At 56.4% G+C, this 12,472-nt stretch carries 14 protein-coding genes; all 14 read left to right on the top strand.

Annotated elements, in window-relative coordinates; translation table 11 throughout:
- Positions 1 to 131: 131 nt before the first annotated feature.
- Positions 132 to 407, top strand: coding sequence for a hypothetical protein (locus BBD46_RS06355; RefSeq protein WP_071400904.1), 276 nt, complete (start codon positions 132 to 134; stop codon positions 405 to 407).
- Entirely contained in the window at positions 407 to 616 is a 210-nt protein-coding gene (locus BBD46_RS06350; protein ID WP_071400903.1) for a hypothetical protein, read from the top strand. Before BBD46_RS06355 ends, BBD46_RS06350 begins: the two co-directional genes overlap by 1 nt.
- 91 nt (positions 617 to 707) lie before the next feature.
- Positions 708 to 908 carry a hypothetical protein gene (locus tag BBD46_RS06345; RefSeq protein ID WP_071400902.1) on the top strand — a complete coding sequence of 67 codons (201 nt, stop codon included), beginning with the start codon at positions 708 to 710 and terminating at the stop codon, positions 906 to 908.
- A gap of 722 nt (positions 909 to 1,630) precedes the next feature.
- Positions 1,631 to 2,017 carry a hypothetical protein gene (locus BBD46_RS22140; RefSeq protein WP_139173525.1) on the top strand — a complete coding sequence of 129 codons (387 nt, stop codon included), beginning with the start codon at positions 1,631 to 1,633 and terminating at the stop codon, positions 2,015 to 2,017.
- Positions 2,014 to 3,372 carry a replication protein gene (locus BBD46_RS06340; protein WP_253184513.1) on the top strand — a complete coding sequence of 453 codons (1,359 nt, stop codon included), beginning with the start codon at positions 2,014 to 2,016 and terminating at the stop codon, positions 3,370 to 3,372. Before BBD46_RS22140 ends, BBD46_RS06340 begins: the two co-directional genes overlap by 4 nt.
- 268 nt (positions 3,373 to 3,640) lie before the next feature.
- Positions 3,641 to 3,841 (top strand): hypothetical protein, encoded by a 201-nt coding sequence (locus BBD46_RS06335; protein ID WP_071400902.1) that lies wholly within the window; start codon positions 3,641 to 3,643, stop codon positions 3,839 to 3,841.
- A 722-nt stretch (positions 3,842 to 4,563) separates the two neighbouring features.
- Positions 4,564 to 4,950: a hypothetical protein gene (locus BBD46_RS22135; protein WP_139173525.1), complete on the top strand. Its 387-nt coding sequence runs from the start codon at positions 4,564 to 4,566 to the stop codon at positions 4,948 to 4,950.
- The gene (locus BBD46_RS06330) at positions 4,947 to 6,305 is read left to right on the top strand and encodes a replication protein (RefSeq protein ID WP_253184513.1); all 1,359 of its coding nucleotides are present in this window, start codon (positions 4,947 to 4,949) and stop codon (positions 6,303 to 6,305) included. The genes BBD46_RS22135 and BBD46_RS06330 overlap by 4 nt, the downstream gene beginning before the upstream one ends.
- A gap of 124 nt (positions 6,306 to 6,429) precedes the next feature.
- Positions 6,430 to 6,768, top strand: a complete 339-nt coding sequence (locus tag BBD46_RS06325; protein WP_071400901.1) for a hypothetical protein — start codon at positions 6,430 to 6,432, stop codon at positions 6,766 to 6,768.
- 1 nt (position 6,769) lies between these two features.
- Entirely contained in the window at positions 6,770 to 7,147 is a 378-nt protein-coding gene (locus BBD46_RS06320) for a hypothetical protein (protein ID WP_139173523.1), read from the top strand.
- Positions 7,148 to 7,150: 3 nt separating this feature from the next.
- Positions 7,151 to 10,069, top strand: coding sequence for a hypothetical protein (locus tag BBD46_RS06315; RefSeq protein WP_071400899.1), 2,919 nt, complete (start codon positions 7,151 to 7,153; stop codon positions 10,067 to 10,069).
- Positions 10,070 to 10,118: 49 nt separating this feature from the next.
- The gene (locus BBD46_RS06310) at positions 10,119 to 10,577 is read left to right on the top strand and encodes a hypothetical protein (RefSeq protein WP_139173521.1); all 459 of its coding nucleotides are present in this window, start codon (positions 10,119 to 10,121) and stop codon (positions 10,575 to 10,577) included.
- Between the two features lie 157 nt (positions 10,578 to 10,734).
- Positions 10,735 to 11,412, top strand: a complete 678-nt coding sequence (locus BBD46_RS06305; protein ID WP_071400897.1) for a hypothetical protein — start codon at positions 10,735 to 10,737, stop codon at positions 11,410 to 11,412.
- 80 nt (positions 11,413 to 11,492) lie between these two features.
- Positions 11,493 to 12,431 carry a hypothetical protein gene (locus BBD46_RS06300; RefSeq protein ID WP_139173519.1) on the top strand — a complete coding sequence of 313 codons (939 nt, stop codon included), beginning with the start codon at positions 11,493 to 11,495 and terminating at the stop codon, positions 12,429 to 12,431.
- The last annotated feature ends 41 nt before the right edge of the window (positions 12,432 to 12,472 follow it).

Genomic DNA, 12,472 nt, shown 5'->3' with positions numbered 1-12,472 from the left:
ACATAAGCTCCTGAGCGCCGTTCTGAGCGGCTTTTGTTCTGCCGTGATGTTATCCTCTCGTTTGGTTCCCTGCCGTCCTACGGCGTCGACCAATCGGTAATGTTATTAACATCGGCGTACAAGGGTTTTGTATGGTTAGTGACCCACGAACCCCTGACCTGAAAGAGGAGATGAGTGAACACTTCGCCGAGTATGAGTCAGATTATCGAACTGACGACTGGGCGAATGTTGTTTATGAAGATGACACTTTCATTGTTGTTGAGGATTTGAAGGGGTACGAGTTTTCTGAGTGGTCCGATGAGTTCGACGGTTTCTCTGAAATGATGCATGACTTAGCTCGGCAGCTGGTTGACCGCCGTTGGAGTTCCAGTTACCCGGTTGTTTTCCAAAAACAGGAGGGGAACTAATGCCTGCTGATCAGAAGAAGCGCGTTAAAGCGCAGTCGCTTGGTCCCGGTCGTGGAGTTAACGTCTCCGTTTCGAAGACGCAGCTCGAGAAGGCTGGTGTCGATCCGGATGCTGATCTCGAAGTAGCTCGCTACGTCTTCGAAGGTGACGGTACGATCCGACTCCGCTTCTATGAACAAACTTCCGACAATGAGGTCAACTCGGAATGACGGGATTCCTTGAGATCCTGCTGTACGTAGGTGCGCTGTTCGGAGTCGCCGAGATGGTTCGGTTGTCCTTCTTCGGAGGGAACACGGACCAATGAGCGACGTACAACGATTCTACCTCGGACTGTTCGGAACGCTCGGCATCGGCGCGATTGTCACGCTGGTCACGGGCGACCTAACCGGCGAGCACGCGACCGGACTCCTGGTTGCGGCCCCTCTCGCTGGTTTCGCGTCCCTGGTCGCGATGGACTACAAGTTCAGAGTGTCCGAGAACGGGGGTGCCTCTGAACCATGATTTGCGAAGGCTGCGGTGCCACCGTTGGTGATCCGTCTGACTTCGGACTGTCATTGTGTTCAGAGTGTGAGGAAGTTGCAACTCCGTCGACAGACGCTAATCACATCTGTCCGTCTTGCGGTCGTGTGAATTGTCTCGCTGATCTCGTTTCTCGTCAACGGTTCCGTACCGTTGCTCGATCCATCAACGAGGACAAGAAGCGACGGAATGCTAATGACCCATCCCGTTCGTGGGCTCCTGACTACGAACAGGATTGACCAAACGTCCACTGGTTCAGCTCCGAAGCCAGCCGGATCGCGCTCGTCGACGAACTCTCTTTTATAAACCCCATCACACACAACTCTATGTTTGTCCATTCCTGACCGTCCAGCCAGCCACCGCGCCTCCCTTAACGGGGGGTCGGTGGCTGGCTGGTACTCTCTCACTTAGTGAAAATCTTTATTACTAACTGCTCTCGTTGTTGGTAGTATCGACGGCGGCTCGGCTCAGGGCTTAGTCACAAGGGCCCGACCGAATTGGCCGGGCCGTCGTTGGCAGCCAAGTGTAACCATGAATGCCAACGACACGTCAACACAATCCCCGAATTGGTTTAAAGGTATTTATCCGGTAACTCATTCCCTTCAGTTCAAACTAACTTTCGAGCTACCTGATGGCTTCATCCGCGCGTTTTTCGACAACGAAGCCACAGACCTCGAAGTTGCGTTTGCCCTGGAGGGGTCAGAGTGACGGACTGGTCCCAGCTCATCGCGTACAAGTGTGCAACCTGTAACACTGACGCGATTGAGCCGCGCGACTCCGATCACGCTGCCGATCTCGAGTGCCGCGCCTGTCACTACACTCCCCAGCTCGAGGACGCACCCGAGCGGGTCGACTACGAGATCCCCGCGTTCCCTTCCCCCCGGCGGTCCGATTCGTGTGGCGGTACTCGAGTAGCATCGAGTGAGAGCGCCGAGTGCCGGATGGGTGAAAGCCCGGCACGGCGCGCAGCGCCGCGCCCGGAACACAGCGACCAACGGGAGCGTCCTCGTTCCGGCGAGGGAGGCGCTCGAGGGAGTTCCATCACTGAGACTCAACAGACGACTCTCACTGATGGAGGCTTCCGCCGATGACTCGGCACGTTGACCATTCCTCAGCGGCGCGCTCGGCCGACCTTGAGGCGGCGGCGTCTCGGCCATCCAAGACTAACTGTACAACCACCGCTAACCACACTGAAACGGCCGAAGAACGGCTTTCCGAGCGTGGCAAATGGTGGCGCGAGAAGAATGAGCTTGTCGACCACATGGTAGACGAAATGTCCGGTCGTGCTGCTCGTCCAATATCGGTGAAAGAGGGTACTAAGCTCCGTGATGAGGCCACTTCTGAAAGGTACGGTGATAACGGTTATCGCTCTCGGACGTGGTCGTCTGTCCTTAACGAGTTCCTCGCCTGGTACAATGACTACCGTTTCGCCCATCTCAAGTTCTTGTCACCGGATGGTGACGAGATCCGTGCGCCGATGGAGAACAGTCATCAGCCCGGCTACGGCGACAAATACTATGCCAAGTTGAAAGCTCTCGAACGCCAAATTGTAGATGAGTATCAGGAGTTGTACACGGCGATGCTGACCTTCACAGGCTCTATGCGTAACGATAACGGGGGATGGCGCTGCCCTGCAGACCATCTCCGCGAAGTTATCGATACCTGGCGTCCGGACGAGGGTCGAGGAGTCTACCACGAACTTAGAGACGTTCTCTCCGGTAAAAACTGGGAGTACGCTCTTGTCGTGGAAAAGCACGGCAACGGCTACGGGCACGTGCATGTTGCTGTCTTCGTCGACGGCGAGGTCTCCGAATCTGATTTCCATTCAGTCATCGACACACATCTCCGTCACTGCGATATTGCGTACAAGGACGCTCATAACTATCATTCTCCGGACCCTGACGCACGACCGATTTCCGTCAACAGAGTCGATCCCGATATTGATCTCGAGGACACCGACACCAACAGCCACGACGTTGAAGCAATCGGGAATCTCGGCAGTTATGTTGGCGAGTACATTGGAGCCTACGGAGAGGCTCTGTTTGATCGGTCTATTGAGGAACTCGCTTTCCGTGCTGTCTCCTGGGCTACGTCGACGCAGCTCGTCAGATTCTCGAACGGGGCTAACGAGATGATCGACGAGGACCTTGATCGCGGCGGCGACGATCTCCTCGAGGACCCCGTGCCAGTCTCCAATCCTGACTTCGACCCCGAAGATCCGCAAGGATCGCCGGTCAAATACGAGAATGTCGGTTGGGAACTCCTCGGTGTCGAGACTGTTGATCGCGACGGCGCTGACTTGCATACTATCGAGCACTCTGGGGTCTCATACACCGCTATAGACGGTTCTGAGCACCTTGACCCACCGAAGAAAATGCCTCCTGATCGACCACAACCGCGCGTTGAATCGTCGTCTCTCCGCTCGTTCGCTGCAGACGACGATTAACGCAAGCAGACCTTGAAAAGGCTGAAATATGCCTTTTAGTTAACCAGTGCCTACAGTTTCCTGTTTTCACTTTCACTTAGCCGATTCCACCTTTAAGTGTGATCTAGCAGCATATTAGGTACGATCCGACTCCGCTTCTATGAACAAACTTCCGACAATGAGGTCAACTCGGAATGACGGGATTCCTTGAGATCCTGCTGTACGTAGGTGCGCTGTTCGGAGTCGCCGAGATGGTTCGGTTGTCCTTCTTCGGAGGGAACACGGACCAATGAGCGACGTACAACGATTCTACCTCGGACTGTTCGGAACGCTCGGCATCGGCGCGATTGTCACGCTGGTCACGGGCGACCTAACCGGCGAGCACGCGACCGGACTCCTGGTTGCGGCCCCTCTCGCTGGTTTCGCGTCCCTGGTCGCGATGGACTACAAGTTCAGAGTGTCCGAGAACGGGGGTGCCTCTGAACCATGATTTGCGAAGGCTGCGGTGCCACCGTTGGTGATCCGTCTGACTTCGGACTGTCATTGTGTTCAGAGTGTGAGGAAGTTGCAACTCCGTCGACAGACGCTAATCACATCTGTCCGTCTTGCGGTCGTGTGAATTGTCTCGCTGATCTCGTTTCTCGTCAACGGTTCCGTACCGTTGCTCGATCCATCAACGAGGACAAGAAGCGACGGAATGCTAATGACCCATCCCGTTCGTGGGCTCCTGACTACGAACAGGATTGACCAAACGTCCACTGGTTCAGCTCCGAAGCCAGCCGGATCGCGCTCGTCGACGAACTCTCTTTTATAAACCCCATCACACACAACTCTATGTTTGTCCATTCCTGACCGTCCAGCCAGCCACCGCGCCTCCCTTAACGGGGGGTCGGTGGCTGGCTGGTACTCTCTCACTTAGTGAAAATCTTTATTACTAACTGCTCTCGTTGTTGGTAGTATCGACGGCGGCTCGGCTCAGGGCTTAGTCACAAGGGCCCGACCGAATTGGCCGGGCCGTCGTTGGCAGCCAAGTGTAACCATGAATGCCAACGACACGTCAACACAATCCCCGAATTGGTTTAAAGGTATTTATCCGGTAACTCATTCCCTTCAGTTCAAACTAACTTTCGAGCTACCTGATGGCTTCATCCGCGCGTTTTTCGACAACGAAGCCACAGACCTCGAAGTTGCGTTTGCCCTGGAGGGGTCAGAGTGACGGACTGGTCCCAGCTCATCGCGTACAAGTGTGCAACCTGTAACACTGACGCGATTGAGCCGCGCGACTCCGATCACGCTGCCGATCTCGAGTGCCGCGCCTGTCACTACACTCCCCAGCTCGAGGACGCACCCGAGCGGGTCGACTACGAGATCCCCGCGTTCCCTTCCCCCCGGCGGTCCGATTCGTGTGGCGGTACTCGAGTAGCATCGAGTGAGAGCGCCGAGTGCCGGATGGGTGAAAGCCCGGCACGGCGCGCAGCGCCGCGCCCGGAACACAGCGACCAACGGGAGCGTCCTCGTTCCGGCGAGGGAGGCGCTCGAGGGAGTTCCATCACTGAGACTCAACAGACGACTCTCACTGATGGAGGCTTCCGCCGATGACTCGGCACGTTGACCATTCCTCAGCGGCGCGCTCGGCCGACCTTGAGGCGGCGGCGTCTCGGCCATCCAAGACTAACTGTACAACCACCGCTAACCACACTGAAACGGCCGAAGAACGGCTTTCCGAGCGTGGCAAATGGTGGCGCGAGAAGAATGAGCTTGTCGACCACATGGTAGACGAAATGTCCGGTCGTGCTGCTCGTCCAATATCGGTGAAAGAGGGTACTAAGCTCCGTGATGAGGCCACTTCTGAAAGGTACGGTGATAACGGTTATCGCTCTCGGACGTGGTCGTCTGTCCTTAACGAGTTCCTCGCCTGGTACAATGACTACCGTTTCGCCCATCTCAAGTTCTTGTCACCGGATGGTGACGAGATCCGTGCGCCGATGGAGAACAGTCATCAGCCCGGCTACGGCGACAAATACTATGCCAAGTTGAAAGCTCTCGAACGCCAAATTGTAGATGAGTATCAGGAGTTGTACACGGCGATGCTGACCTTCACAGGCTCTATGCGTAACGATAACGGGGGATGGCGCTGCCCTGCAGACCATCTCCGCGAAGTTATCGATACCTGGCGTCCGGACGAGGGTCGAGGAGTCTACCACGAACTTAGAGACGTTCTCTCCGGTAAAAACTGGGAGTACGCTCTTGTCGTGGAAAAGCACGGCAACGGCTACGGGCACGTGCATGTTGCTGTCTTCGTCGACGGCGAGGTCTCCGAATCTGATTTCCATTCAGTCATCGACACACATCTCCGTCACTGCGATATTGCGTACAAGGACGCTCATAACTATCATTCTCCGGACCCTGACGCACGACCGATTTCCGTCAACAGAGTCGATCCCGATATTGATCTCGAGGACACCGACACCAACAGCCACGACGTTGAAGCAATCGGGAATCTCGGCAGTTATGTTGGCGAGTACATTGGAGCCTACGGAGAGGCTCTGTTTGATCGGTCTATTGAGGAACTCGCTTTCCGTGCTGTCTCCTGGGCTACGTCGACGCAGCTCGTCAGATTCTCGAACGGGGCTAACGAGATGATCGACGAGGACCTTGATCGCGGCGGCGACGATCTCCTCGAGGACCCCGTGCCAGTCTCCAATCCTGACTTCGACCCCGAAGATCCGCAAGGATCGCCGGTCAAATACGAGAATGTCGGTTGGGAACTCCTCGGTGTCGAGACTGTTGATCGCGACGGCGCTGACTTGCATACTATCGAGCACTCTGGGGTCTCATACACCGCTATAGACGGTTCTGAGCACCTTGACCCACCGAAGAAAATGCCTCCTGATCGACCACAACCGCGCGTTGAATCGTCGTCTCTCCGCTCGTTCGCTGCAGACGACGATTAACGCAAGCAGACCTTGAAAAGGCTGAAATATGCCTTTTAGTTAACCAGTGCCTACAGTTTCCTGTTTTCACTTTCACTTAGCCGATTCCACCTTTAAGTGTGATCTAGCAGCATATTAGGTTGCAATGGCGTCTGATAATGATACTCCGGTTGATCCGGATGCGTTTGTCGAACCGTCTGTTGATGACTCCCCGACCGGGCTCGATCTCGATCCCGGCGAGGAGTACATTGGTACTATCACGGACTACCGTCCGTGGGCAGGAGACAACGGACTTGTTGAGATCGACGGCGAGCCCGTCTGGCTCAACCGCACGCTGCAGAAGCAGTTGATCGCGGCGCTCGTCCAGAACAGCCCGGTGATGTACTGCAAGTCCGACGAAGAGGAGTCTTTCGAGGACGAAGACGGCGAAGAAACGGCGTATCACCCTCGCTCCTTCCGGTTCCCAGATAACGGAGGTGATTAAATTGGCACACGCACACGGTACGATTCTCGACGCGCTCAATCGCCTGAATATCATCGCTGCAGCGGCTCTCGGGGCCTTTTTCTTCCTTGGTCTCGTGATGGTCGGTCTTGCCGGTGACGTAGTCAGCTGGCTTGAATCGAACCGCTATCTGCCGCTGATGTTCAGCTACCTGATGATGGCAATCGCGTTCCTCTCCAGCGGATCGCGTGACCCCAACCAGTACCACTGGTTCGAGAAGGTGTTTGTCGCGCTCGTTATGGGCTTCATGTTGCTTTTCGCCTGGCCCGCCTTCGTCGCGGAGATGATGGTGTACGCCCCTGTCAGTCAGGTTCTCGTACTGGGCCTGATGGCAATCGCAACCGCAATTCTCGCGAGGTAAACAATGTCCGATTCAGATATTTCACAGAAAACGCTGAGTGGTACCGATCTCGATCACGTCGATGCGACTCGTCGCGATCTCCTTCAGGGAGCTGGCGCACTCGGCACTGCAGCTGTTGTGGGCTCGAGCACAACGGGTACGGTCGCGGCGGACGACGATGACGACGACGATGACGACGTTGACACGGAAACGCTCGTCTACGACGTTGCGTCACCGGACCCTGGGATGTACTACTTCAGTCGTGCCGTCAGCCTCGGCTACAACACGCTGTTCGGGTCCGACGACAACACGGAAGATGAGGTCGCGATGCACGGTCGGGCGATGGACACGAGAGAGCACTGGGACGGACACATCGTTACCGTCGACAACTGGCTGGAAGACGCCAGTACCGTTGCGTCCATCGACGCGCGCACTGCAATGACTGACGCCTGGGAAAACGGCCAGGACGTTCACGAAATGCAGGGCGAGGCTGTGAGTGCGATTTACGACTACTACGCCCAACGGCAACGAAATCACATCGTTGCCGCAATGCGCTCGCTCAACCAGCACGCACACGTTGCTGAGGACGCTCGTCGAGCCGACGACACTGACGAGCACTTCATCAACCCCGGCCTGCCGGACCACTCGGACGGCCAGGAGGTCGAACACTGGGAACTGACTGACGACCGCGGACAGGGCGACGACGAACTCGGGGATATGGACCCCGACGACGTGGAGCCGAACACTGAGTTCGAGCTGGTCAACGGCGAGACCTTCGAAACCGTCTGTCCCGAGTTCTTCTTTGAGTTCGACGGCGGCGACGAGTTCCGCGGCCCCATCGACGACGAATGGGTCGACGGATACGAGGAAGCCGACGGTACCGACTCGATCACGCTCGAAACCGCTGACGGACACGAGATCGAGCACCACTTCCAGATCGGGCTGATGACCGTCCCCGATGCTGACCTAAAGAGCCGTCGCGTGATGCACGTTGCTGACGACTTCATGCGTGTACTCCAGCGGATCGAGGAGGAGGCGGACCTCGTGAGCGACAACTACGACCTCGATCTCGCAGAAGCTCTGTTCGACGCACTTGATGACGGGAGGGTCACCCCCGAGATGATCCGGTCCCCCGAAGGCTATGCGCGGCATCTGAGCGGGACTGATGACGTGCATTCGTCGCGCTATAAGATGGCGCTGCTCTCGACGCTCGGACTCGAAAACCCGGACCTGTCGGAGACGGCACACATGGTCGTCTCCTACGATGGTCCGACCTCACTAACGGCCTACCATGAGGACGATAGCGAGGACATCCATGACTACATCGAAGGGAGGTCACTTGTCCCGACTGACTATCAGTCTGAGACTGTGTCGGGCATGCTCTATGGTCGTCCTGATTCCGGTATATCGACTGGCGGAACGTACCTTGCTGACCCTTATGTCGCCGTCAGTGGCCGATCTGAGGGGTACATCGCCCCACTATACGGTGGTCCTGACGATGCAACCATGCGTTTCGAGGACGATGACCTCAATCTGGCCGGCCTATCGACGTTCTCCCAGTACCTCTTCCTGTCTGACTATGGGGACAACAATGCCTACTATGCAATCGACTTAGAGACTGGCGAGCAGGTCGGCTCATATGGCACATCCGACTTCCAGTCTCGCGAATTCGGGGAGGACTTCATCTACGACGATGACCACTACGTGATCTTAGGCGAGCCGGTTGATGACGATTACCGGTTCCATACTGTTCCCGATCTGGACGAAGTGAACGAGATTAGCGGATCGCACGAGAACGAACCACACTACAACTCCCATTCGGGTTTGGCCATCGCCTGCTTCCGGTCTACGATAGACGCGCTAACGGTCCCTGACGCGACTGAGGAATGGTCTTTCGACGTGACGGACCCGTACGACGACTACGGCGACGAAGAACCGACGGTACGTGATGCTGCATCACACGGCGACAAGGTCTATGCCGTCGCTCATCTCACCCATAGCGATGCTGATGGGGGACTCGGTGTCACAACACTCGACGCAGCTACTGGTGATATTCTCGACACCACGATTGTCGAGGACTATCCTCACTCTGACGACCTGTCGAGTGGCTATACCGTAGTGTCTGACGATGGCCGATATTTATGCCACTACGACAATCGAGACGGTATTGAGACTGCCCGCTGCCTCGACATTACCAATGACTTTGGGATAGTCTGGGAAATGGAGTTGCCGTTTCGCATTCAGGCTGCTCATGGCTACTTCTGGACATCGGATGGCCACGATCTCTCTATGTACTCCAATAATCTCAGAGTCGACCCTGCGACTGGGGACGTTATGGAATTGGATCACTCCGATGACTATATCTCAATATCGACGCCGGGTGACGTTGGCCAGATCGACGGTATCGTTGAGTCGGCCATGCTCGCAACTGACGCTGGCGACTCACTGCAGTTCACGAACGCTATCGTTGAGGTTGAGGAGATGCAGGACTCGGACGGCGAAGACATAACGATCCTCACCGACTCCACTATTGAGGACATTGAATCGCAGTCGGACCGCGACATCGAGGAGATCGTCGACGACATTGACGAACTCGACTCCGTCGACGACGTGACCGGCCTCGACGATCTCCGACTGATCGCAGAGCACGAGGAGGACGTGTCGCTTGACGAGACGGACACCAACGAGCAGGAATATAGTGAACCGGACTACGACAGCCAGGACATTGACGAGATGATCGCGTATCTTGAAGATGTGGAGGACTGGCAGGATTCAGTTGCTGAAGACGATGATGACGGTATCAATATTGGGCTTCCTGATGTTGATAGTGACTTCTGGTCTCGACTTGCCTCGTCAGCTGCGCTCCTGGTCGCCGGGATTGTCGTGGTCGTGCTCGCGCTCGTTGCCCTGGTGTCTCGACTGCACCCCGCAAACTGGACATAGTTTAACAGCCATGAAACGGATTTTTTTGATCGCTGTCGTACTGTCGTTTTTGCTTGTACCAACAGCAACCGCTCAGACTGAGGACTGTCGGTCACTCGACGGCTCCGTTTACCTCTGCGATTCGCAGCTCGAGGACGGCACCGCAATCATCGAGTTCTACAGCGAGGAGAACACAACGGTTACGCTTGGTGACGCTGGCGTGTTCCTCGCCGGCGGCGAAGTGACGACCCAAGACTTCGTGCTTAACGCTGATCGTCGCGAGACCGTGCACTTCGACGTGACCGTATCCGGCGGCAACAGTGGTGTCGCTATCGAGACTGACGAAGGTCAGTTTGGTGAGCCGTTGTCGACTGACACCGGACCGTGGTACCCCAGCCTTCCGGGCGAACCGTCGACGATGGATTGGGTTGTCGCTTCGATCACGGTGCTCGGCACAACGACTGTCATCATCGGCGTCCTGACGTGGTGGTTCCGATCCGCAAAAGGAGGTGCAATAGATGTCTTCTAAGAAACCTGTCAAAGACCCAGAGACGATAACGGTAGAAGCACAGCAAAAGTCCACTGCTGGTCACTTAGTGGATCTATTGATCGCATTCCGTTGGCCTATCACGGCGGCGCTCCTGTTCCTCGTTACCGGAGTCACGCTCTTAGTCGTGCAATGGTCGGTGATACCGACTATTGTCTTCCGGTACGCTGCGCTCGTCTCCCTCCTGGTGTTCGTCACTATCGTCTGGATCGGCCCCATTCTGTTCCTCTCGTACCTTTGGGTGCTCATGCGTTCCGCGACGCCAATCCTGATCGGCGATAGGGAGCACAAGGAGGTTCACTGCAGACTGCAGAAAGACCTTGATCGCGTTGCATTCACCGAGGGGCTGCCTCGGCAGCGCGCCTGTGATCTCGGCGCGGCGTACATCGTCCTCGAGGGCGACGACGATCCGGATACCGAGGGCGTCGACGCTGTCTATGACACTCCGCTCACTGAGCAGCAGCCGAGCTGGTTCGACCTCGTCGAGTCGCCTGACTACAAGGAGTGGCGTAAAGTCCGCGTCGACTTGACCGAACCACTGCGTGAAGCCGTCGAGGAGAAGCAGGAACTCTATTCGGATTACCTCGACCGACTCCGCACGCAGTGCAACCGGCTCATCGCTGGCGTCCAAAAGGATCTGGATATATCCGATATCGACGAACTCCAGGGCGACGACTGGGCCGGCGTCGATCTCGACGACGACCAGGACGACCTCGACCCCGCCGGTCCCGATCAGGTCGACGACCGGGTTGATCCTGATGTGCTCGATCTAATCGATCGGTCTCATGAACGCCGAGGTGTTCGCTCCGATGACTGAATGCCCTTGTTGTCATTGCTGTCTCGAATCTGGTCGTTGTTGGAATGAGTTCTGTCCCTACGTCGACGGACGTGATTACGATGACTGACCCAGCGATTTCTTCAGCTGAGTACCGAGAGGTTCAGGAAGACCGTCTGACTGACAACCGCCGGAGCTATCCGCTTTCTGCGTTCTTTGACGGCGAAGCTCTCGAGCGGTACCACGTGCTCAAGAACATGTATGACCCTTCTCTGCCGGGTTTCCCGGCGACTTTCGAGGAGACGGACTTGTGCCAGCAGATGCTTCACGTTCACGCTGGAGAAGCTGCGTCTCTCGCTGTCCGCACCGGCAACGTTGCTGTTCTCTCTTTCCTCACCGGGCTTACACACCGTGAGGTCGACTTGTCGCAAGCGCGTACGCTGATTCGTCTCTTGAGCGAAATGCGTCGTGACGGCTTTATGGGCATTTTCACTGGTCACACTGACAACGGCAAGACCAACACCGCGCTGTGGCTCTCGCTGTTGTTGCTGCTCGATCTCCTCTCTCAAGATGTGGATGTCGTCCTTGCAACCAACGTACGTTCGCTGACGTGGCAAGAGGCGGTCCTTCAGGATCGCACTCACTACGTCGGCACCCGCTCCGAACTGGAGGAGCTGTGCCAGCAGCACGAAAAAGTTGTCTGCGTTCTCGACGAGCTGGAAATCGAAGCTAATGCGACGACCAACAACTATGCCGTCAACGACGAGTTCGCGAACGTGATGACGTTCAAAAGTAAGTACGGGCTCGTTCTGTTCCCTATCTTCCATCGTCCCGACGGCAAGGGCGCGGCTCCGCTGATTCGTCAGCACGCCAGTTACTTTCTTCAGCAGATCCGGGAGGAGGAGGACCTCGAAGACGACGAGTACCGCGTTGAGTTCCATCGTGAGTACGACGAAGACCTTGGTGCGACGAACCTCGCCTATGAGGTTCCAGTACCGCCGATTCAACCGGACGGGTCGTACAATCCTGACGAAGAAGCGCAGTTTGACATAAGCTCCTGAGCGCCGTTCTGAGCGGCTTTTGTTCTGCCGTGATGTTATCC

Origin of the sequence: Natrialba sp. SSL1 (assembly GCF_001861355.1) — an archaeon.
GTDB lineage: Archaea > Halobacteriota > Halobacteria > Halobacteriales > Natrialbaceae > Natrialba.
This window is presented reverse-complemented; position numbering and strand designations above follow the sequence as displayed.